A 21520-nucleotide genomic window follows, 5' to 3' on the forward strand; every position below is an offset into this window, starting at 1 on the left:
CCATTACCTGTAAACATATTACACTGCGGGATAAACAGAACACATTTTGTTGTTTGGTCATTTGGCGTGTCACGAAAGGTTTACAATAACGCAACAAAATGGAAAAATTATTTATTCGACAATAATTTTTATTTTATGATATTATTTATTAAATAATAACTATTAAAATTTGGAAGATAAGTTTATGGTTCAGGAGAAACGGTTCAAGCGAACTCCCCAGAGACTGGCGATACTTGATTTGCTGAGGGAAAAGACGGCACATCCTTCGGCAGAAGATATATACAAGGATATCCGAAAAAGATTCCCGACAATGTCGCTTGCTACTGTCTATAATACGCTTGAGACGCTTATGAAACAGGGATCAATTCGCGCGCTGACGATAGATGCGCAGAAAAAACGTTTCGATCCTAATCCGAAACCACACCATCATCTTATCTGTACAGGATGTAAAAGGATTATCGATATCCATATCGAATATCAGCTCCAGGTTCCCGAAGACAAGAAGATGGGGTTTCATGTCATCGGTAATCATATCGAATTTTACGGTGTCTGCCCCGACTGCAGAAAACAGGGTACTGAATAACCATGGAGCATAGAAAATATGGAAATCTTACAGAGCGTTTTAACTGTTCTTTGGGGTTGGCACATTTGGGAGGAGGCTATTTCCTGGTCCCTATACCCCCTTCCTGAATGACGTGAATTCAACTATAATCGAAAGAGAGGTCTACCAGTTATGACAAAAGTCGGACAGAAATACAAATGCAACATCTGCGGGAACGAGGTAGTGGTGACGAATGCGGGTTCCGGTGAACTCGTCTGCTGCGGACAGCCAATGGACGTCATCGGTGAAGGGTTTGTCTGTAAATAGCAATCCGGACAATCATTCTCTTTCACGAATTTTCCTGCAGTGCGGTTGAAGCTTCCTTCAATCCTGCATTGAGGGGAATACAACTGCGATAATGAAAAAAATATTGGGGGCTTTACAAAAGCTCAGCGAGAGGAGGCCATATGCAGGCGACTGAGATTAAACCCGGCATTTTCTGGGTAGGAGTAATCGATTGGGCGGTCAGGGATTTTCATGGCTATGTCACACCGAATGGCACTACGTACAACAACTATCTGATCATGGACGAACAGATAACCCTTTGCGATACCGTGAAGCATGCATTCTCAGAGATTACCATAGAGAACATCAGAAGTCTTACCGACCCGTCCATGATAAAAAATATCATAATCAACCATATCGAAAACGATCATGTATCGAGCATCGGCGATATCATGCACCTCACACCTAATGCAACGATATATATCACCGACAAGGGGAAAAAGGGGCTCGAAAGGTTTTTCGACGCCTCGAAGTGGAATATCAAAGTTGTAAAAACCGGGGATACGCTGAATATCGGGAAGAGGAATCTGCTCTTTCTCGAGACGCCGATGCTCCACTGGCCTGATTCAATGATGACCTATGTCAGGGAAGATAATCTCCTTATCAGCCAGGATGCGTTCGGACAGCATTATGCATCTGCAGCCCGGTTCGACGACGAGTTCATCACCTGTCACTCCATGAACGAACTTGAGGATGCGGTGAAGGACTATTATGCCAATATCCTGATGCCCTTCGGGACACTGATCAAGACAAAAATCGCTGAGGTGCAGAAACTCGGACTCGACATCGACATGATAGCTCCTGACCACGGTATTATCTGGAGAAAAGACCCCGCGAAAATCATGAACATGTATCTTGATATGGCAAACGGGAAGGCGGATTTGAGGGTTGTAATCATTTATGATACGATGTGGCACAGTACGGAGCAGATGACTGTCCCCTTAATGCAGGGGATTAAGGATGAGGGGATCGACGTTAAGATCGTCAAACTCAGGGCAAGCCCTGTGAGTTTCGCGGTCAAGGAATTCTGGAAGGCCAGGGCATGCCTGATCGGCTCCCCTACCCTTAATAACTCGCTGTTCCCCACAGTAGCTGAATTCCTTACCTATCTGAAAGGCCTGAGGCCGAAAAATCGTATGGCAGCAGCCTTTGGGAGTTACGGATGGGGAGGAGGCGCGTTAAAAGACATATATGAAGCGATAAAGACGATGGGACTCGAACCTGTGGAGCCCGGGGTGCAGGTTGTCTATAAGCCCTCTGCCGATGATCATAAAAAATGCTATGAATTCGGGAGGGAATTTGCACAGAAGGTGAAGGCATTCCATGCGAATTTCGTATAAGGGACTAAGGAAAAAGGGGTTCCCGGAACTGGGAACTTCATGAGAAATCTGCCGGATTGAGGAGGGGAATATGCCAAAATTTCCGGAACAGTATGTGAGCATTAAGAAAAGGTTCAAGAAATTTTTCGCTGCTGTCGATAATCTCGGGAAGGTTACACGCAGTGCAGGCCCTATCGACAGAAAGACGTCACATCTGATACAGCTTGCGGCGGCGGCAGCCGCAAAATCAGAAGGTTCCGTGCACTCGCATACCAGAAGGGCTCTTGAAGCCGGAGCATCCGCGGATGAAATATATCATGCGCTGATATTGCTCACCAGCATCATCGGGTTCCCGTCGGTATCTGCTGCGCTGAGCTGGGCGGATGATATACTCCAGCAGCGGCAGGTGTAAGTCTTGTGTATCACTGAAGGTTTTCAAAATTTTATTAAAAACCTGTTAAGGAGGCAATTATGTCAAAGACAGAAAAAAATCTGCTCGAAGCGTTTGCCGGAGAGTCACAGGCAAACAGAAAATACACTGCATATGCAAAAAAAGCTGAATCGGAAGGCTTCGCCCAGATCGCAAAACTCTTCAGGGCTGCTGCCGAAGCTGAGACCGTCCACGCCCTGAATCATCTGAGGGAGATTGGGGGCATAAAAAGTACGAATGAAAATCTCGAAGCCGCTATCAGCGGAGAGAGTTACGAATTTCAGAAAATGTACCCTAAGATGATAGCAGAAGCTGATGCTGAAGGAGCAAAATCCGCCATGCGAAGCTTCCACCTCGCAAATGAGGTAGAAAAAATCCATGCAGACCTTTACAGGAAAGCGCTTGAAAACATCGGAAAGAATCCTGACGTGGACTACCACGTCTGCGAGGTTTGCGGCAATACCGTTGAAGGTGAACCACCGGACAAATGCCCTGTCTGTGGCGCACCGAAAAAAATGTTCAAGAAGATTGACTGATATACCCGATATCAAATATAACGCTGACACCCTTATTCGGCGATTATTAGGAGGGGGCCGGAAGGTCCGCTGGTCTCCTGCAGGATGATGATGTTGTTGCCTGATACAGCAGGGACAACAGACAATCCTGCTGCAGTTCACCCTGAATAGCACCCCATATTAGGGGGAACGGTGAGAGAAATTCCGCTCGGGTTGGAATACCTGGAAAGGAGTTGTTCATGAAGATCCTCACATTCATCGTATCAGCTTTTCTCTTCCTGTCTTTTCTTCCCGGTATCGTCATTGACGCATCTGGTGAAGCAGGAGATACCGCAATTGCAACTCCCCTGAGTTCCCAGACACAGATGTGCATCGGTTGCCACAGCAGGTATACGCCGGGGATTGTCATGGACTGGAAGACCAGCAGGCATGCACAGAACACTCCCGCTTCGGGGATGAAAAAACCGGATCTGGAAAAAAGGATATCTGCCCGGAATCTCCCTGATGCACTGCTCAATTACGCAGTCGGTTGCTATGAATGCCACAGTCTCAATCCCTCGGGGCACAGGGACAATTTCGGCCATATGGGGCAGAAGATAAATGTGGTTGTCACGCCGAATGACTGCAACACCTGCCATCCTGTCGAATTTGCGCAGTTTTCAAAGAGCAAAATGGCTTACGCCTACAGGAATATCATGGATAACCCTGTTTACAGAACTCTGATAGATACCTCTGTAGGGCTTGCAGCATTTGAGAAAAATACACTCTCAACCCAAAAAGCTTCGGACAGTACCCTTCATGAAACATGCCTCGGCTGTCACGGCACAGATGTGACGCTGAAAGGGATGAAAAACATCTCCAGTGCACTGGGGCCGATCGAAGTTCCCGACCTCACAAACTGGCCGAACCAGGGTATCGGAAGACTGAACCCTGACGGAAGCCTAGGAACCTGTGCAGCCTGCCATGCACGCCATGGGTTCTCGGTTGAGGTTGCACGGAAACCTTACACCTGCAGCCAGTGTCATCATGAACCTGATGTGCCGGCATGGGAAGTATACGAAGAAAGCAAGCATGGCAATATCTATGCGTCAAAGGGGAAAGACTGGAACTTCAGCAATATTCCATGGAAGATAGGACAGGACATTAAGGCCCCGACATGCGCAACGTGTCATAACAGCCTCCTCATTTCTGATGATGGGTCGGTCATCGCCGAAAGAACACATGATTTTGGTTCGCGGCTATGGGTCAGGCTCTTCGGGCTGATTTACAGTGTTCCTCAGCCTAAATCAGGAGATACGACGATTATAAAAAACAGGGAGGGCCTCCCCTTACCTGCAACGTTCACAAACGAGCCCGCTTCAGAATTCCTCATTGACAAGCAGGAGCAGGAAAAAAGATATCAGGTTATGAGCAAGGTCTGCAAGAGCTGCCACAGCACGAATTGGGTTAATGGGCATTTTGAAAAAATGGATAATACCATCAGAGAAACGAATGAGATGACGTTTACCGCAACGAAACTCCTAATGGATGCGTGGAGCAAAGGAATTGAAGACAAGTCGAACCCGTTCGACGAATCAATCGAGAAGATGTGGACAAAACAGTGGCTTTTCTATTCGAACTCAATACGCTATTCTTCTGCAATGACCGGTGCACCGGATTATACTTCGTTCAAGAACGGCTGGTGGAACCTGAACGAGAATCTGCGTCTTATGAAAGATGCAATAGAACTCAGGAGGAATGAGAATGACAGGGACTGATTTGCACATCACCGCGTTTCTTGGAAGCCCGCGCAAAGAAGGCAATACTGAAATCCTCCTGAACGAGACACTCAGGGGGATACGGGAAGCGGGATTCCAGGTTCAGGTCTTTTCGCTGAATGAGATGCAGATCGCGCCATGTCAGAACTGCGGGGGATGTGAAGAAACCGGAACCTGCATCTACGACGACGACATGTCCCAGATTTATCAGGCAATCCGCGCTGCTGAACGGTTCGTGCTCGCCTCACCAATCTTTTTCTTCAGCGTCAGCGCACAGACCAAGAACATGGTGGACAGATGCCAGGCATTCTGGTGTGAAAAATACCTGCTGAAGAAACCGATCCCTGAGGGTCCTTATGGCAGGAAGGGGCTGCTGCTGCTGGTCGGCGGGATGAAGAAAGAAATCGGCATTCACTGCGCCGACGCAACTGCACAGGCTTTTTTCAGGACTATCAGCGTACCTGAACACAGAACGCTCTCATATCTGGGTGTGGACGCCAAAGGAGATATTATGAAACACCCGACCGCGCTTAGGGACGCATATGAGGCAGGGAAAAATCTGGTCAGTGTCTGACCCGCTTCCATCTCCTGTGAATCCAGAGCCACTCTGCCGGATGCTTCTGTATATATTGCTCTATACAGCGTGAAAAGGCGATGGTATCTTCCCTGACTGCCAGTTCCCTGTCGCCGTTCCGGGAAAGTGCGATCTCCTGATATATTTCCATCTCATGTCCCTTGTCAGTTCTGTGAATAAAGACCGGGAGGACCGCGGCACCGGTTTTTCTTGCGATCATCGCGGGCACTTTTGACGTCCATGCACCCCTCCCGAGAAAATCTATCACATATCCTTCATCTTTCATAACAGCCTGATCCATCAGGATGCCAACCCCACGGTTACTCTTCAGTGTCTGAATGACAGGTTTTAACGCTCCTTTTTTGTAGATCACCCTGTTGCCGTATTTCTTTCTCAGTGTTTCGACAAGACGGTTGACATACGGGTTGTTGATAGGCCGTGCAATAACCGCAGTCCCGGGCAATTTTGCAGAGGCGGTAACTGCCAGCAGTTCCCAGTTCCCGCAGTGGCCTGAGATGAATAAAATCCCCCTCCCTTTTGATTTTGCAATTTCGAAATTCTCGGCGCCTTTCATACGCACCGACTCAATAATCTTTCCTCCAAGGCCATAGTAGATTTTTATCACCTCTGCCAGTGACCTCCCGAGATTCCTGAAATTCTCCTTTATTATCGTCTGTGCCGGAACAGAAATTCTTATACCCCGAGATGCTACGGATTTTTCAAGATTATCGAGAGCAACCTCTCTTCTGCTCTTCCAGAAGTAAAAAAAGAAAAGGCCGAGCATTTCCCCGGCCCTTAATGCCAGACTACGCGGAAGCACAGCTATCGGCAGGGAGAGGATAAGGTACAAGATGGCTTCAGCCAGCCATACCGCCTTTTTCATTCTCTTTCTTTTCTTCCTGATTGACTTCTTTTGTTTCTTTGTTTTCCTCTTTTTCCTTCTTCTTCTCCATGGAATCGGAAATCTCTGTTAGCCGTTTTGCAACGAGATAATTGAAGGTGTTCTCCGGGTAGACTCCATCCCCTCCGGCTTCACCCATCTGCATTCCGGTCAGTAGTTCCAGGCCCTCATCGGCCTTCTCGATAGGATATATGAAGAACTCCCCTTTTCTTACCGCATCTACCACATCCTTCTTCAGCATCAGGTTTTTCACGTTTCTTGCGGGGATAATCACGCCATGGCTTCCGTCCAGTTCGGTCAGCCTGCACAGATCAAAAAAACCCTCTATCTTTTCGTTAATCCCGCCAACTGGCTGCACCTCTCCGTTCTGATCCATTGACCCGGTTACCGCGATGTTCTGCGCGATAGGGACATCTGCGATACTGCTCAGAAGCGCATACAGTTCAGCGCATGAAGCGCTATCGCCCTCTACCATGTCATAGAGCTGCTCAAATGTAATCGAAGCAGACAGGCTTATCGGTTTTTTTCTGGCGTATCTGCTCCCGAGAAAGTGCGTGATGATAAGGATTGCCTTCTCATGTATCTTGCCGCTCATCTTGGTTTCCCTTTCTATGTTCACCACGCCCGATTTTCCGGTGTACGTCCTGGCAGTTATTCTCGAAGGCTTGCCAAAACGGTAATCTCCAAGGTCAAGGACAGCAAGACCGTTGATCTGTCCTGTTTTCGCTCCTGCGGTATCTACGATAATCGTCCCTTCAAGTACCATTTCCCTGAGACGCTCTTCTATCCTGTTTTTCCGCAGCACCCTCTCATCAATAGCCCTCTGGACATGTTCATCGGTGACCACCCTGCTGCCCGATTTTGCAGCCCAGTAGCTTGCTTCCCTCACGATATCGGAAATGTCGCTGAACCGTGAAGACAGCTTGCGCTGATGTTCTGCCAGGCGCGAACCGACCTCAACAATTTTTGCAACCCCTTTCTTCTCAAAAGGCAGGAGATTCTCTTCCTTAATAAGCGCCGCAAGGAAAGACGCATATTTCCTGATGTTTTCATCGGTGCGGGGCATCCTGCTTTCAAAATCGGCCTTGACCTTGAAAAGTTCCCTGTACTCTTCATCAAGATTATAAAGGAGGTAATAAAGATACGGATTCCCTATGAGTATCACCTTAATGTCCAGGGGGATTGCTTCCGGTTTGAGGGTAGTTGTCGAAACCAGGCGATACTGTTCCCAGACATCCTCTATCTTCAATTCCCTGTTCCGGATGGCCCGCTTCAACGCATCATAGGAAAACAGGTTTCTCAGCAGGTCAATGGCATTTATTACGATATATCCGCCGTTTGCCTTATAGAGCGAACCTGCCTTGATCATCGAAAAGTCAGTCATCGCAATCCCGTACTGAAACTTGTGCTCTATCCTTCCGAACAGATTGTAATACGTCGGGTTGCTTTCAAAGACACATGGGGCGCCACTGCATTCGCTGTTGTTCACCAAAATGTTCACCGTATATCTCGTGAACGTCGGCTCTGTCCTGGGCATTCTCATGAACGGCAACTGGGAGGGCTGTTCTTCCTGAACCTTGAAGTCATCAAGGTGATCAAGCATATCTTCCCTGGCATGTTCGAGATAGGTGATAATCTTCTCATATTCGGCATATTTTCCTTTGAGTTCGTCAATGAGATGTCCGATGGAGGAAAGGGCAGCCTCCTTCTCAAGCATCCCGATAGTCTCTTTGACCGTTTTTTCCGTTTCGCGGACTATCCGCACGACATCGTTCAGTTTTTCCTGAAGGGCCTTGCCTATCTCGTCTATCCTTTTTTTTGTCTTCTCATCAAGTGCTTCATACTCTTCCTCTGTCAGCGGCTCGCCGGTCTTTTTTACAGGGACGATGATCAGTCCGCTCACTGTCTTGCGGACCGAGAAGCCCTTTTCCTGTGCTTCTGTCTCGAGACCCGCGAATATTTCCTTCTGTTTCCTCTGCGATTCCTCGATAATCTTGCTCTTCTGTTTTTCATATTCCTTGGATTCGAATACCTTCGGGATTTCTGCCCTGAGGATCTTGATCACATCATCCATATCTTTCTGAAACACTGCAGCCTTGCCGGGCGCAAGCGGGATCGCAACCGGGGCATCAGGGTCCCTGAAATTATAAACATAGCACCAGTCCTGGGGCACAGGTTCCTTCATCGCCTTTTCAGAAAGGAATGAACGAACTGTTGTCATCTTCCCCGTACCATGCTCTCCGAGTATGAATATATTAAACCCGGTACTCTCAAGGCTCAGACCAAAATCAAGGGCATGCAGTGCCCTTTCCTGGCCTATGGTTTCCTTGACATCAGGCAGTTCGTCGGTGGTACTAAAGGAAAAGATATCGGGGTCGCAAATACTGTAAAGCATATCAGCACGTAACTTATCTGGCATCGGGTACCTCCCTAATGAGTATTTTCCGGCACAAAAAGGTTGCCACAATCTACAAATTTTACACGGTTCTTCCGCTGGTTTTCAAGTTTGTCACATGGGGGGGGCCCCGCAGGCCGGCTACACTGTTTATGCCCTTGGGTGATGTTTTGTGTACACCTGCCTGAGCCTGTCTGTCGTCACCCTGGTATATATCTGCGTCGTGGAGATGTCAGAATGTCCGAGCATCTTCTGGAGAGACCTGAGGTCAGCGCCTCCCTCAAGCATATGTGTTGCGAAGGAATGCCGTATTGCATGTGGTGATATCTCTATGCCTGCCCGTTTTCCTATCCTTTTCACCGTCTGCCAGAAACGCTGCCGGGTCATTGCCTTTCCCCTGTTGGTAACAAAAAGATACGGGGAACGCTTCTTTTTTAATATCTCTCCTCTCTGGAGTCCCACGTATTTCTTGAGCAACCCGACAGCCCTCATGTTGACCGGCACGATTCTTTCTTTGGACCCTTTTCCCATAACCCGAAGGAATCCGGCCTCAAAATTGATATCTTCGAGTTTTAAAAAAACCAGTTCGCTGACCCTGAGTCCTGAGGAATACATGAGTTCAAACATGACGTAATCTCTCATTACGGTCGGGTTGGATATCTCACTACTGAATTCTGAAAGGAGTGCTTCGATGTCCGAAATGCTCATTGACTTCGGGAGCCGTTCCCACTTCTTCGGTGTCTCGAGATTCTCCGAAGGATCCTCACGGATCACTGCCTCGATGATAAGGTATTTGCACAACCCCTTAATTGCCGAAATAAACCTGCAGATGCTCGCTACAGAATACCCTTCATCCCTGAGATGTTCCATGAAATCAACAATATCAGCCCTTGCAAAACGCTCCGTGTCCTTGTCCCTTGCCTTGAGGAATTCAAGGAATTTCTTAAGATCAAGATGATAGGACTCAACAGTATTTCTCGAGAGCCCCCTCTCCGCGGTCAGATATGCCAGAAAATCTTGTATCAGATCCATGCACACATCGCCTTATTATTCACCCTCATATGATTTCCTTATACAGCACCATTCATACAATATATATCAATTTTATCATGAGGCATAATATCCCGGGGGCACCATGATGTGGAGCCTTCCTTTTCTGTCGATACCGAGCCGGCACACATTCGATGCCGCCGTCTTACATGCCCGACGTATAGATCGACTTCATTTCATCCGAATAATCGCCTGCTTCCGTATAAAGATACAATGGCTTTTCGACCTTTACCCCTGCACTGCCTCCTTTGACCGCTTCCACCAGAAATATCTTTGACTCCGAGGACATATTCGAATGGATGAACCTCAGTCTCTTTGGTTCGAGGTTCTTATCCCTCAACTCTTCGATAAGTTCGGGAAGCCTGCCGGGATGATAAATCATGCATACCCTGCCTTTCTCCCTCAGGCAGAAAGAAGCCGCCTTTATAAGCTCATGGAGCATGAGCTTTATTTCGTGCCTTGCAACTGCCCTTTCTTCTCCGATACTGATACGCCCGCTTCCGGAAGTTCTGAACGGAGGGTTTGACACGGCAAGGTCATACTTTCCGTGGAAAGAATTCAGCGATGGAATATCCCGCAAATCATACCTCTTCGCCCTTACTCTGCCGTCAAGCCCGTTCAGCGCAATGTTTTTTTCCGCAAGCCCGATGAGGCTTTCCTGCACCTCAAGAAGGTCTACCGACGCCCGGGGATATTTCTTTGCAAGGAGCATCCCGATAATCCCTGATCCTGCACCCAGATCGGCAATGGTGCCGACGTTATTGAGGGCTACAAAATCAAACAGAAGAAGTGAGTCGACAGAGAAGCGGTACCCTTTTTTTGACTGATAGAGTTGTATGTCGCGGATGTTGTCAAGCGAAATATCCATTCCGTATCTTTTTCAGGTCTTTTCTCTTACCGTATCCTGCACAATCCCTTTCTCATGCAGGAAGGAGATGAATATCTCTACCACGCGGGGGTCGAACTGGATTCCTGAGAACCTTCTGATTTCCTGAATGGCGTCCGCCATCGAAAGGGCATTCCGGTAAGGCCTGTCCGTGGTCATGGCGCCGAATGCATCCGCAACAGCAATAATCCTTGCACCAAGGGGGATTGCTTCACCCCTGAGTCCGTCCGGATAGCCCGAACCATCAAAAGACTCATGATGATGTCTGATGATCTCTCTTGCCTCCTTTATCGGCGCTACAGGCTCAATGATCTTTGCGCCATCTACAGGATGTTTCTTTATAATATTCATTTCCTCCTCGGACAGCTTGCCGTCCTTCATGAGAATGTGATCAGGAACGCAAATCTTGCCCAGATCGTGCAGCAGTGCAGCTTTTCTGATGTTTTCAATATCATTCTCGGGAAGCCCCATCTTTCGCGCGATCTCTACTGAGTATTCGGAAATATCCTTCATATGTTTGTCAGTATACAAATCCCTCGCCTCAACTACCCCGGACAACGTAACGATCATCGAGAGATAGGACTGCTGGAGTTTCTCATAAAGATGGGCATTTTCTATGGCAGCGGCAGCCTGTCCGCTCAGGACCGAAACAAGTTCGATCTCCGACGAAGAAAAAGAATGCCCGGGGTCAAGCCTGCTGATACAGAGAAGGCCGATTATATTTCCCCTGATCGAGAGCGGGACAGAAACGTAGGAAGACATCCCGTAGCCCTTGTTGATTTCATGAAAGTCCCGGTTCAACCCGATTTCATTGGTAATAAGCAGGGGATTGTTTTCCTTAAAGACAGATTCAGCATGGTGCACAAAATCCGGCGATAACCCGTAATGCTCTTTCAGATGCAGCCTGCCGGTATTTTCATCGAACAAAGCAAGCCATACCCTCTCTGCGTGTGTTTCCTTTACCACAGTATCCACTATCAGCTTGAGCAAACGTTTCTGGTCCACTTCCCCTATTATTTCCTTGCTCACTTCAAAAAGCGGCATCAATGCCCGCATCCTGATGTTTTCTCTCAGCAGCCTCGCCTTTTCGAGAGCTTCAGCAACAGCAGCCTGAAGTTCAAGCGGAGTAAATGGTTTCAATATGAACCCCTGCGCACCTAATCTGAGCGCATTGATCGCGGTATCAAGTGTCCCATGACCGGTAATGACGATAATCGGGATCTCTGTATTATGGGTTCGCACCTGCCTGATCACATCAAGGCCGTTCATGTCCGGCATTTTGATATCGGTCAGGATAAGATCAAACCTGTCCTCTGACAGAAGTTTCATTCCCGTTTTTCCGTCAGCGGCCGTTTTCACACGGTACTCGGTCTTGGAGAGGATGTCTCTGGAAAGCTGAAGGATAAACTCCTCATCGTCTATTATGAGGACACTTTCTTTTTGCATGTCAATGAATCACCTTAGAGTATGTCGCTCCATATGATACCAGTTTTTTTTACGGTAATTCCATGCATAAAAAAGGCCATGCTTAAATGCATGGCCTTTGTGAGTGTGTTGAATTACTATGGAATGCTTTTATCCTACCTGAACTTCTCTCCTATCTGCACTCTGGTGACTGCCCTTTCAAGGGATGAGGATGCACGTGCAAAATCGAACTCTTCTGCTTTCTTGAGTCTTTCTTCTGCCCTTTTCATCGCAGCCTTTGCCCTCTCAACATTTATATCCTCAGATTTCTCTGCACTGTCGGCGAGTACCATGACCCTGTCGGGCCCGACCTCTGCATATCCCCAGTTTACAAAGATATATTTTATTGCATTACCCTTTTTATAAGAGAGCATCCCTATTTTCAGGGTTGTAAAGAAAGGCACGTGTCCTGGAAGTACCCCGAACTCACCTTCACTTCCGGAACAGGTGACTTCATCAACATCCTCGCTTAATATAAGGCCATACGGGGCAACAACCTCAAGTGTTAATTTGCTTTCTTTCTCCATATTTCTCCTGCCTTAATCTTGACTTTCTTTATGCCTATCTGCTCCAGCCGAGTTTCTTGGCCTTCTCTTCAACCTCTTCAATCGGGCCTACCATATAGAATGCCTGTTCAGGAATGTCATCGTACTGTCCTTCAACAATAGCCTTAAAGCCTTTTATGGTATCGGCAGTCTTGACATATTTACCTGCCTGGCCTGTAAATGTTTCCGCGACATGGAACGGCTGGCTCAGGAATCTCTGAAGTTTCCTTGCCCTTGCAACGATCATTTTATCATCTTCCGAAAGTTCCTCGATACCGAGGATCGCGATGATGTCCTGGAGTTCTTTGTACCTCTGGAGTGTTTTCTGAACGTTTCTTGCAACGGCATAATGTTCTTCGCCGATTACCTTTGGATCAAGGATTCTTGATGTTGAATCAAGGGGATCGACAGCAGGATAGATACCAAGCTCTGCAATCTGCCGTGAAAGAACGACGGTTCCGTCAAGATGCGTAAACGCTGTGGCAACCGCAGGGTCTGTAAGGTCGTCAGCAGGGACATAAATCGCCTGCATGGAGGTAATCGCGCCCTTCTTTGTCGTGGTAATTCTTTCCTGGAGTGCGCCCATGTCTGTTCCGAGAGTAGGCTGATATCCGACCGCTGAAGGCATTCTTCCGAGAAGCGCGGAAACCTCGGCCCATGCGAGTGTGTATCTGAAAATGTTATCGATGAACAGGAGAACGTCCTGTCCCTGATCCCTGAAGTATTCTGCACAGGTCAGGGCGCTCAGTCCGACGTTTGCTCTCGCGCCGGGAGGCTCGTTCATCTGACCGTAAATAAGGGCTGCCTTTGGCAAAACGCCTGAATGCTTCATTTCCAGATAAAGGTCATTTCCTTCCCTTGTTCTTTCACCAACGCCTGCAAACACGGAGATACCGCCGTGGACCATGGCGATGTTGTTGATCATCTCCATGATAATAACGGTTTTTCCGACTCCTGCACCACCGAACATTCCCATTTTACCGCCACGAACAAACGGGATGAGAAGGTCAAAAACCTTCACGCCTGTCTCAAATGCCTGGGTAGTAGCTTCCTGTTCGGTAAAATCAGGAGCAGGTCTGTGAATAGGCATTCTCTCTGTTGTTTCTATTGATCCCATTTCATCAATAGGGTCACCTACGACATTTATGATTCTTCCTAATGATGACTTGCCAACCGGCACACTTATGGGTTGGCCTGTATCAACGACCTCCATGCCTCTCACCATACCATCCGTGGGTCCCATGGCAATTGTTCTCACCTTGTTCTCACCAAGATGAATGGCCGCTTCCAGGGTAACATGGATCTCCGGTATGCCCTTTTCAGGGTCTCCGGCAAAATCTACCGTCACAGCATCACGTACTTTCGGCAACTGTTTTTCGAATTCGACGTCTACTACTGCACCTATTACCTGTGATATTTTTCCTACATTCATTTCAATACCCCCTAAGCTATATTAAAAATCCTTGAACTTTATAATCCCTAATCCTTCAACGCCTCAACGCCGCCGACGATATCCATCAGTTCTTTAGTAATTGAGGCTTGCCTTACTTTATTGGCCAGGAGCGTTACTTTGCTGATCAGTTCAGAACAATTCTTTGTCGCGTTCTCCATGGCTGCCATTCTTGCCGCTTCCTCTGCAGCTGATGATTCAAGCAACGCCCGGTAAATCTGTATTTCAATGTATTTCGGCAACAGTCTCTCAAATATTGCTGCTCGGGACGGTTCATAAAGGTAATCAGCGGTCATCGCCGTTTCCTTCTTTTCCTCTCCTCCTGCCAGCTTTCCTACAGGAAGAAGTTTCATGGAAGTAACTTTCTGTGAGATAAGGGACTTGAATTCGTTATAAAAAACAATTACCTCATCAAACGACTCATTTGTATAATGCTCTGTGAGATTGCCTGCGATCTCCTGGGCGTTGGCATAAGATATTCTGCCGGATAACCCGATCCAGGTGTTTCTCATCGGCACACCTCTTCTGCGGAAAAAGTCACGGGCCTTTCTTCCGATAACGCTGAGGGTAAACTCAATATTTTCGTCTTTCATCTGATTGATATATTTATACGCAGCCTTCAGGATATTTGTATTAAACGCTCCGCAAAGGCCTTTATCTGATGTCAGCACCAGTATTTCTACGGTTTTCTTCGGTCTCAGAGCAAGAAGGGGATGTATCTCCCGCTCAGCGACACTCGCAAGGTCAGACAGCACCGTCTCCATCCGTGAGGCATAAGGCCTGAAATTCAGCATCCGGTCCTGCACCTTCCGCATCTTCGCTGCTGCAACCATCTTCATCGCGGCAGTGATCTTTTTTGTGCTCTGGATCGCTTTTAGTCTTTTTCTTATATCCCTTAAAGTTGGCATGTATCCTCTCCTATCAAAACCGTATTATGCTGAGTAGGTTTTCTTGAAAGCTGTGATTGCCTCGGTCAGTTTTGCTTTAAGGTCATCATCCAGTGCCTTCTTTTCCATGATCTCTTTTTTCAGATCCTGTTTTTCAGCTCTTATATACCTCATAAAGGCTTCCTCAAAAGCTCTTATCGACTCAACCGGCACGTCATCCAGAAATCCCTGGGTTCCTGCAAAGATGACAATAATCTGATCATCAACCGACATCGGAACGAACTGGTCCTGCTTCAGAAGCTCGACCATTCTCTGCCCTCTCTGTATCTGTGCAAGGGTTGCCTTATCAAGGTCGGAGGCAAACTGGGCAAATGCGGCAAGCTCCCTGTACTGGGCAAGGTCAAGCCTGAGCATACCGGCAACCTGTTTCATAGCCTTTATTTGGGCTGCGCCGCCGACACGGCTGACCGAAAGACCCGCGTTCACCGCCGGTCTTATACCACCGTAGAAAAGTTCCGGCTCAAGGTATATCTGACCGTCAGTAATGGAGATGACGTTTGTAGGTATGTATCCGGAGACGTCACCAGCCTGTGTTTCGATAACAGGAATTGCGGTCAGAGAACCCGCGCCCATCTCGTCGCTCATCTTCGCCGCCCTTTCGAGAAGTCTTGAATGAAGATAGAAAACGTCGCCGGGATATGCCTCACGCGAAGGAGGACGTCTCAGAATCAGGGAAAGCTGTCTGTATGCCTGTGCCTGTTTTGTTAAGTCATCATACGCTATAAAGGCGTGTTTGCCGTTATCCCTGAAATACTCGCCCATGGTGCAGCCGACATACGGTGCAATATACTGGAGAGGCGCCGGCTCACTCGCTGTTGCAACAACTACGATTGTATGCTCGAGCGCGCCCATTTCCTCAAGTTTCTTAACGGTATTGACAACAGCCGGCCGCCGCTGTCCGATGGCGACATAAATGCAGGTAACATCGCCACCCTTCTGGTTTATGATTGTATCAATGAGGATGGCTGTCTTGCCGATCTGGCGGTCGCCGATGCAGAGCTCTCTCTGCCCCCTTCCGATCGGAATCATGGCATCTACCGCCTTAATGCCTGTCTGGAGCGGCTCATGAACCGGTTTTCTTTTAATGATGCCCGGGGCAACAACTTCGACCTTGCGGGTATTTTTTGTGTTGATCGGGCCCTTGCCATCAATCGGCTGTCCGATTGCGTTGACTACTCTCCCTCTCAGTTCATCTCCGACCGGAACTTCCATAACCTTTCCGGTACGCTTGACAATATCGCCTTCCTTCACGAGTTTGTCCTCACCGAACAGAACCGCACCGACTGAATCTTCTTCAAGGTTCAGTGCCATCCCGACAACACCGTTCGGGAATTCGAGCATTTCCATGGCCATACAATTGTCAAGGCCATAAATCTTTGCGACACCGTCACCGATGTAGGTCACGGTACCGATTTCACTTACGTCAACCTTCTTTTCAAAGTCTGTGATCTGCTTCTTCAAAAGTTCGCTTATTTCTTCTGTCTTGATTTCTGGCATAATGTCACCCCTTTATTAACTCATCTTTTAAAAGCCTTAACTGGCCTCTTATGCTCGTATCGTACATGGTGCTTCCCATTTTGATCAGAATTCCGCCGAGAAGGGAAGGATCCACAACGTATTCCAAATCCACATCCCTGTCAGTCAGTTTCTTCAGGGATGCCTTGAGTGTATTCTCATGATCCTTGCTTATCTGGATGGGGGTCATGACCACCGCCTTAGCCTTCTTCTTCTTTTCGAGGTAGAGATTCGTGGCTATCCTGATAATATCGGGGAGCGCGATGATAACCCCGACATCAGAAAGATGCAGAATAAATTTGACCGTGTACTCAGAAAGCTTCATCTTTTCCGAAAGCGCCTTAAGGATTGTTGTCCTTTCGTCCGATGTGAACCTCGGGTTGATAACAAGGCTCCTGAATTCCCTGCTCTTTACCATCAGGTCATTCACTGCGTTAAGTTCGGCAAGTGACTGCGGCACATTTTCGAGGCTTATGCTTCGAAGCAATGCCTTTGCGTACCTGTTTGCTTCTTTTGTCGGTTTCAACCTTTGCCTCCTATCTTCACAAGAGACTCTGCAAGCAGTTTTTCCTGCTCCTCTTTGGTCATTTGTTCCTTGATTTTCTTTTCGGCGAGCTCCATGGCAAGTTCAACCGCTTCAGCCTTAATGGCTTCTTTTGCATGTTTCAGTTCGAACTCGATATTGGCTTTTGCCTGCTCCAGTATTTTTGCCTTGAGTTTTTCACTTTCACTTGTGATGATGTCCCTTTCCTGTTCGCCGGATTTTTTTGCCGCAGCAAGGATTGCCTCTATTTCACTGTCTTTCACCTTGAGCCTTTCCTCCACTTCCTGCAGGGCTTTGATAGCGATTTCCTTCGCTTCCCTTGCCTCGTTCAGGGTCTTCTCAATCAGTTCAGTCCTTTTCTGGAGGAAATTCTGAAACGGCTTTTTCGCGAATACAAAAAGGAGCACAACAAGTACAAGGAAATTGATGATCTTCCATATATAATCTTTCAGCAGTGAACCATGATCACCCTCTCCGCCACCGGCAAATGCATAAGACGCAAATGTCAGGCTGGCGACAACCAGCAGCAGAATGTAACTGAAAAACTTATGAATGCCGTTTTCTGGATTCTTTTTTCCCTTTCTCATGCCTTCACCAGCTTTCTTACGATTTCATCGGAAAACCTGTCAACATCGGCCCTTAACGTATTTCTTGCCTTTTCAGCCTCGGACTTGATCTCTGCCCGCGCCTTCTCAAGGGTTGCAACCGCTTCCGCTTCTGTTGCTGAGAGCAGTTCCCTCTGTTTGTTCAGGCCTTCGGCCTTGAGAGATTCAAACATCTCCTTTGCCTTGCTTCTGGCTTCGGCAAGCTCACGGTTCATCCTTGCAATGCCTTCTTCCCTTTTTTCTGTCATCTCTCTGGCAGCATCAAGCGCGCCTTTGACCGTATCGTCCCGTTCCTTGAAGACTTTCATGATGGGATTGAAAAGGATGGCGTTGAGAATGAAGATTAAGACAAGAAACTGGATGGCTAACACAATAAACCATAATGGCTGAATATCTAGCATCTTTCACCTTCCATTGAGTAGTTTAGAAAAGCGACACCAGAATACCACAGGCAAAAAAAGATTGTCAAGAGGTTTTTGAAATTCAAAAATATAATGTTTCTCATTTTGCAGTTTTATGTCTGAATCCGCATCTGTCCTGCCTTTTTCCGCATATTCATTATGGTAAAATACCCGCATGTTCCTCGATAAAATCAGCAGATTGAGAGATGACAATCTTGTCAGAATCATCAATGACCGGCAGTCCCCGCAGGGGGCACGGATACGCTTCAGGGACAGGGAATATCTCAATTTTTCTTCGAACGACTATCTCGGTTTCGCAAATCATCCTCTCATTGTCGCGCGCGCGAGGCAGGCGCTGGAAGAATTCGGGTTCGGTGCAGGCGCATCACGGCTTCTCGGCGGAGGAAGCAGACTGCACAATAAAATCGAAAAAAGAGTAGCCGGATTCAAAAAAACTGACTCCGCGCTCGTCTTTAATTCAGGCTATGCGGCAAATACCGGCATCATACCTGCAATCGCGGATGATGCTACGGCTTTGTTCAGTGATGAGCTTAACCATGCAAGCATCATCGACGGATGCAGGCTCAGCCAGTCACGAACCCATGTGTACAGACACAAAGACATGTCGCATCTCGAAGACCTCTTAAGGCAGAACAATACCATCAGGAAGATCATCATTACAGACAGCATCTTCAGCATGGAAGGGGATATCGCACCTGTCAGGGACCTGTGCAACCTCTGCAAGGCCTACGATGCACTGCTCTATCTGGATGACGCCCATGCAACAGGGGTAATAGGGGAAGGCAGAGGTGTGCTCGCGCATTTCCGGATTGAGCCCGAACCATGGATATTCCAGATGGGAACGTTCTCGAAAGCCCTTGGGTCTTTCGGAGCCTTTCTTGCAGGAAGTGCAGATGTCATTGAATGGGTCAGAAACAGCGCACGGAGCTTCATGTTCTCGACAGCGCTGCCGGCATGTGTGATTGCCGCATCCGGTGCAGCACTTGAACTGGTCGAAAACACTCCCGGGATGCTGGACAAGCTCTGGGAGAACCGGCAAAAGGCAGCAGACGGCATACGAGGTATCGGATATGATATCATGGGCAGCGAGACACCGATAATCCCTGTGGCAACAGGGACGATAGAAAACACCATGCGCATTTCGGGACATCTGTTTGCAAAGGGTATTTATGCGGCCGCGATACGTCCACCAACCGTAAAGCAGCCCAGAATAAGAATCAGCGTAACCGCCGCACATACCGATGAAGACATCGGAAGATTAATCGACACACTGAAAGAAGCCGCCTAGCCAATATTAAAATGGGAAGAGTGGCTGAGGATAGCGTATTTGCGCGGATTCTTTTGCTGATAGTCAAATACACTATGTGAAAATAAAGAGGCAAAAGCCTTGCAGGAAGGAACGACCGAGAATGAGAAAAAAATACGCTGTTCTCAGGATAATCAGAAAAATGTATGAATAATTATGAATAATTATGTATGAATAATATGGTCTAGGTGCTTGAGGTCATACAATGGCAAAGGGCTTTTTCATAACCGGCACTGATACAGGAGTTGGCAAAACCGTTATCACGGCTGCGCTGATCAAGTCCGTACAAACCTTCGGACTGAGGGTCTGCGGAATGAAGCCGATCGAAACAGGCTGCCTCCGAGAAGATGAGACATTGATACCTTCCGATGGCATGTTCATCAAAAAGATCTCCCGCATGGAAGAGACAGAGAATGACGTCTCGCCATGCCGCTTTGAGAACCCGCTTGCACCGTTTCCTGCGGCAGAAATCAAGGGACGACCAGTCAGCCTTGAGAAAGTGCACAAGGTATATCATACGCTGTCCCGGAAATATGATGCGGTTATGGTGGAGGGAATCGGCGGGCTGCTTGTGCCGGTGACAAGGGATTACTTCGTGCTCGATCTTGCAAAGGATTTCGGATTACCGGTCATCGTTGTTGGGAGACCTGGTCTCGGCACGATCAATCACACGATGCTCACAGTGAAATATGCGATCAATGAAGGTCTCGTTGTCGCGGGCATCATCATCAACTACCACCATCCTCCCGACAGTTCCCTTGCAGAGGCCACAAATCCGGAAGTGTTGACAAAAATCAGCCCGGTTCCGCTCATAGGAGTGTTTCCCCACCTGAAGGATTTGAGCGCACAGGCCATAGAGGAAGCTGCCCTGCAAAACCTGGATCTGGACATTATCAGGTCATATCTTTAGCGTATTTTCATTCAGACACTCGCGCAGCCATGCATGTCCGTTCAATTGGTCACAACGGACTCTTCTTTGTCATCCTTATCCGTTCACCGGCAAGCCCGCAACTCGCAGGACGCTGACGACGGTTTCCGGCATTTCATTTCCGCTCTCACACGAAATAAATTCTTGAATCCGGTTTGGCTTTGCTCCCGGACTATATCAGCTTCAGATCGGCAAGCACTTTCCTCAGCTTCTCCTTATTGGCCGGTGCCATCTCGCAGAGCGGAAGCCTGAATTCCTCCTGTATTCTCCCCATCATGGCAAGGGCGGTCTTGACCGGGATCGGGTTTGTCTCGAAGAACATTGCCGCGTTCAGGGGTTCAAGCTTATAATGGAGTTCCCGTGCCTTGTCATGCTGTCCTTTCAGCCAGGATGCACACATCTGCGACACCGCCTTTGGCGCAACATTCGCAGATACCGATATCGCGCCTTTGCCGCCAAGGGCAAGAAGCGTGAGTGTGGTAAAGTCATCTCCGGAAATTACGGTAATCCTGTCCCCGCACAACCGAATGATTTCGCTGACCTGTTTCATATCACCCGTCGCCTCCTTAATGGCAACGATGTTCTTTATTTCCGCAAGGCGGGCAACAGTAGCAGGGAGCATATTGATTGCAGTACGTCCCGGGACATTGTACAGAACGATAGGGATGTCAACCTTTTCCGCAACGGTCTTGTAATGCCTGTAGAGCCCCTCCTGGGTAGGCTTATTATAGTAAGGAGTAACCAGCAGGACTGCATCTGCACCTGATTTCTTTGCATGTTCTGTTATTTCTATTGTTTCATCCGTTGAATTCGCGCCGGTTCCCGCAATGACAGGAACCCGTTTTTTCACTGTCTTCACGGCAATATCAATAACCCTGTAATGTTCCTTGTAATCGAGCGTTGACGCTTCTCCGGTCGTGCCGCACGGGACAATCGCATTGGTTCCCTGGGCAATATGCCATTCGATCAGATCTCCAAGCGCCTTTTCATCAACCTTCCCCTTCTTAAAGGGGGTAACGATTGCGACTATAGACCCTTTAAACATATCTGCCTCCTTTTTAAGGGTTTATACAAGTTTCAA

22 protein-coding genes are annotated in these 21520 nt (G+C 47.9%); 9 read left to right on the forward strand and 13 right to left on the reverse strand.

All coding sequences use genetic code 11. The features are described from left to right. Positions 1–184: 184 nt before the first annotated feature. The 7 genes from AB1552_01385 to AB1552_01415 all read left to right on the forward strand — a co-directional run bounded on the left by AB1552_01385 (position 185) and on the right by AB1552_01415 (position 5481). On the forward strand, positions 185–583 hold the full coding sequence (locus tag AB1552_01385) for a transcriptional repressor (protein MEW6052429.1): 399 nt from the start codon (positions 185–187) through the stop codon (positions 581–583). A 150-nt stretch (positions 584–733) separates the two neighbouring features. After that, positions 734–868: a desulfoferrodoxin FeS4 iron-binding domain-containing protein gene (locus tag AB1552_01390; protein ID MEW6052430.1), complete on the forward strand. Its 135-nt coding sequence runs from the start codon at positions 734–736 to the stop codon at positions 866–868. Positions 869–1008: 140 nt separating this feature from the next. Beyond that, a complete protein-coding gene (locus AB1552_01395) occupies positions 1009–2226 on the forward strand; it encodes an FprA family A-type flavoprotein (GenBank protein MEW6052431.1) in 1218 nt (405 codons plus the stop codon). 70 nt (positions 2227–2296) lie between these two features. Beyond that, positions 2297–2617 carry a carboxymuconolactone decarboxylase family protein gene (locus tag AB1552_01400; GenBank protein MEW6052432.1) on the forward strand — a complete coding sequence of 107 codons (321 nt, stop codon included), beginning with the start codon at positions 2297–2299 and terminating at the stop codon, positions 2615–2617. Between the two features lie 59 nt (positions 2618–2676). Further along, positions 2677–3171 (forward strand): rubrerythrin family protein, encoded by a 495-nt coding sequence (locus AB1552_01405; GenBank protein ID MEW6052433.1) that lies wholly within the window; start codon positions 2677–2679, stop codon positions 3169–3171. 218 nt (positions 3172–3389) lie between these two features. Further along, positions 3390–4907, forward strand: coding sequence for a multiheme c-type cytochrome (locus AB1552_01410; GenBank protein MEW6052434.1), 1518 nt, complete (start codon positions 3390–3392; stop codon positions 4905–4907). Then, positions 4894–5481, forward strand: a complete 588-nt coding sequence (locus tag AB1552_01415; GenBank protein MEW6052435.1) for a flavodoxin family protein — start codon at positions 4894–4896, stop codon at positions 5479–5481. The genes AB1552_01410 and AB1552_01415 overlap by 14 nt, the downstream gene beginning before the upstream one ends. Here the strand turns inward: AB1552_01415 and AB1552_01420 are convergent. The 12 genes from AB1552_01420 to AB1552_01475 form a co-directional block, all read right to left on the reverse strand. Then, entirely contained in the window at positions 5471–6364 is an 894-nt protein-coding gene (locus AB1552_01420; protein MEW6052436.1) for a lysophospholipid acyltransferase family protein, read from the reverse strand. The two genes, AB1552_01415 and AB1552_01420, sit on opposite strands and share 11 nt — an antisense overlap. Next, complete coding sequence (locus AB1552_01425; GenBank protein MEW6052437.1) at positions 6339–8801, reverse strand: ATP-binding protein; 2463 nt, start codon at positions 8799–8801, stop codon at positions 6339–6341. The genes AB1552_01420 and AB1552_01425 overlap by 26 nt, the downstream gene beginning before the upstream one ends. A 126-nt stretch (positions 8802–8927) precedes the next feature. After that, positions 8928–9809: a site-specific tyrosine recombinase XerD gene (xerD, locus tag AB1552_01430; GenBank protein MEW6052438.1), complete on the reverse strand. Its 882-nt coding sequence runs from the start codon at positions 9807–9809 to the stop codon at positions 8928–8930. A gap of 163 nt (positions 9810–9972) precedes the next feature. Further along, positions 9973–10695, reverse strand: coding sequence for a tRNA1(Val) (adenine(37)-N6)-methyltransferase (locus tag AB1552_01435; GenBank protein ID MEW6052439.1), 723 nt, complete (start codon positions 10693–10695; stop codon positions 9973–9975). Positions 10696–10707: 12 nt separating this feature from the next. After that, entirely contained in the window at positions 10708–12159 is a 1452-nt protein-coding gene (locus AB1552_01440; GenBank protein ID MEW6052440.1) for an HD domain-containing phosphohydrolase, read from the reverse strand. A 134-nt stretch (positions 12160–12293) separates the two neighbouring features. Further along, positions 12294–12704: a F0F1 ATP synthase subunit epsilon gene (locus AB1552_01445; protein MEW6052441.1), complete on the reverse strand. Its 411-nt coding sequence runs from the start codon at positions 12702–12704 to the stop codon at positions 12294–12296. A gap of 34 nt (positions 12705–12738) precedes the next feature. Continuing rightward, positions 12739–14160, reverse strand: coding sequence for a F0F1 ATP synthase subunit beta (gene atpD / locus AB1552_01450; protein MEW6052442.1), 1422 nt, complete (start codon positions 14158–14160; stop codon positions 12739–12741). A 41-nt stretch (positions 14161–14201) separates the two neighbouring features. Continuing rightward, a complete protein-coding gene (atpG, locus tag AB1552_01455) occupies positions 14202–15080 on the reverse strand; it encodes an ATP synthase F1 subunit gamma (protein MEW6052443.1) in 879 nt (292 codons plus the stop codon). A gap of 24 nt (positions 15081–15104) precedes the next feature. Next, complete coding sequence (atpA, locus tag AB1552_01460) at positions 15105–16616, reverse strand: F0F1 ATP synthase subunit alpha (GenBank protein MEW6052444.1); 1512 nt, start codon at positions 16614–16616, stop codon at positions 15105–15107. 4 nt (positions 16617–16620) lie between these two features. Next, positions 16621–17160 carry an ATP synthase F1 subunit delta gene (gene atpH, locus AB1552_01465; GenBank protein MEW6052445.1) on the reverse strand — a complete coding sequence of 180 codons (540 nt, stop codon included), beginning with the start codon at positions 17158–17160 and terminating at the stop codon, positions 16621–16623. Beyond that, positions 17157–17765: a F0F1 ATP synthase subunit B gene (atpF, locus tag AB1552_01470; GenBank protein ID MEW6052446.1), complete on the reverse strand. Its 609-nt coding sequence runs from the start codon at positions 17763–17765 to the stop codon at positions 17157–17159. Before atpF ends, atpH begins: the two co-directional genes overlap by 4 nt. Continuing rightward, positions 17762–18184 carry a hypothetical protein gene (locus tag AB1552_01475; GenBank protein ID MEW6052447.1) on the reverse strand — a complete coding sequence of 141 codons (423 nt, stop codon included), beginning with the start codon at positions 18182–18184 and terminating at the stop codon, positions 17762–17764. The genes atpF and AB1552_01475 overlap by 4 nt, the downstream gene beginning before the upstream one ends. Positions 18185–18359: 175 nt before the next feature. Between AB1552_01475 and bioF the strand changes: the two genes are divergently transcribed. Together bioF and bioD are read left to right on the forward strand one after the other, a co-directional pair. Beyond that, positions 18360–19493 carry an 8-amino-7-oxononanoate synthase gene (bioF, locus tag AB1552_01480; GenBank protein MEW6052448.1) on the forward strand — a complete coding sequence of 378 codons (1134 nt, stop codon included), beginning with the start codon at positions 18360–18362 and terminating at the stop codon, positions 19491–19493. Between the two features lie 223 nt (positions 19494–19716). Continuing rightward, positions 19717–20421, forward strand: coding sequence for a dethiobiotin synthase (gene bioD / locus AB1552_01485; protein ID MEW6052449.1), 705 nt, complete (start codon positions 19717–19719; stop codon positions 20419–20421). Between the two features lie 190 nt (positions 20422–20611). Here the strand turns inward: bioD and dapA are convergent, their stop codons facing one another. Then, positions 20612–21484 carry a 4-hydroxy-tetrahydrodipicolinate synthase gene (gene dapA / locus AB1552_01490; GenBank protein ID MEW6052450.1) on the reverse strand — a complete coding sequence of 291 codons (873 nt, stop codon included), beginning with the start codon at positions 21482–21484 and terminating at the stop codon, positions 20612–20614. Positions 21485–21520: the final 36 nt, after the last annotated feature.

Source organism: Nitrospirota bacterium, from assembly GCA_040754395.1.
In the GTDB taxonomy this organism is placed as follows: Bacteria; Nitrospirota; Thermodesulfovibrionia; order Thermodesulfovibrionales; family SM23-35; genus JBFMCL01.

Coding starts and splice junctions, on each gene's coding strand:
- AB1552_01385 (MEW6052429.1), top strand. CDS start 185: ATGGTTCAGGAGAAACGGTTCAAGCGAACTCCCCAGAGACTGGCGATA.
- AB1552_01390 (MEW6052430.1), top strand. CDS start 734: ATGACAAAAGTCGGACAGAAATACAAATGCAACATCTGCGGGAACGAG.
- AB1552_01395 (MEW6052431.1), top strand. CDS start 1,009: ATGCAGGCGACTGAGATTAAACCCGGCATTTTCTGGGTAGGAGTAATC.
- AB1552_01400 (MEW6052432.1), top strand. CDS start 2,297: ATGCCAAAATTTCCGGAACAGTATGTGAGCATTAAGAAAAGGTTCAAG.
- AB1552_01405 (MEW6052433.1), top strand. CDS start 2,677: ATGTCAAAGACAGAAAAAAATCTGCTCGAAGCGTTTGCCGGAGAGTCA.
- AB1552_01410 (MEW6052434.1), top strand. CDS start 3,390: ATGAAGATCCTCACATTCATCGTATCAGCTTTTCTCTTCCTGTCTTTT.
- AB1552_01415 (MEW6052435.1), top strand. CDS start 4,894: ATGACAGGGACTGATTTGCACATCACCGCGTTTCTTGGAAGCCCGCGC.
- AB1552_01420 (MEW6052436.1), bottom strand. CDS start 6,364: ATGAAAAAGGCGGTATGGCTGGCTGAAGCCATCTTGTACCTTATCCTC.
- AB1552_01425 (MEW6052437.1), bottom strand. CDS start 8,801: ATGCCAGATAAGTTACGTGCTGATATGCTTTACAGTATTTGCGACCCC.
- xerD (MEW6052438.1), bottom strand. CDS start 9,809: ATGGATCTGATACAAGATTTTCTGGCATATCTGACCGCGGAGAGGGGG.
- AB1552_01435 (MEW6052439.1), bottom strand. CDS start 10,695: ATGGATATTTCGCTTGACAACATCCGCGACATACAACTCTATCAGTCA.
- AB1552_01440 (MEW6052440.1), bottom strand. CDS start 12,159: ATGCAAAAAGAAAGTGTCCTCATAATAGACGATGAGGAGTTTATCCTT.
- AB1552_01445 (MEW6052441.1), bottom strand. CDS start 12,704: ATGGAGAAAGAAAGCAAATTAACACTTGAGGTTGTTGCCCCGTATGGC.
- atpG (MEW6052443.1), bottom strand. CDS start 15,080: ATGCCAACTTTAAGGGATATAAGAAAAAGACTAAAAGCGATCCAGAGC.
- atpA (MEW6052444.1), bottom strand. CDS start 16,616: ATGCCAGAAATCAAGACAGAAGAAATAAGCGAACTTTTGAAGAAGCAG.
- atpF (MEW6052446.1), bottom strand. CDS start 17,765: ATGAGAAAGGGAAAAAAGAATCCAGAAAACGGCATTCATAAGTTTTTC.
- AB1552_01475 (MEW6052447.1), bottom strand. CDS start 18,184: ATGCTAGATATTCAGCCATTATGGTTTATTGTGTTAGCCATCCAGTTT.
- bioF (MEW6052448.1), top strand. CDS start 18,360: ATGTTCCTCGATAAAATCAGCAGATTGAGAGATGACAATCTTGTCAGA.
- bioD (MEW6052449.1), top strand. CDS start 19,717: ATGGCAAAGGGCTTTTTCATAACCGGCACTGATACAGGAGTTGGCAAA.
- dapA (MEW6052450.1), bottom strand. CDS start 21,484: ATGTTTAAAGGGTCTATAGTCGCAATCGTTACCCCCTTTAAGAAGGGG.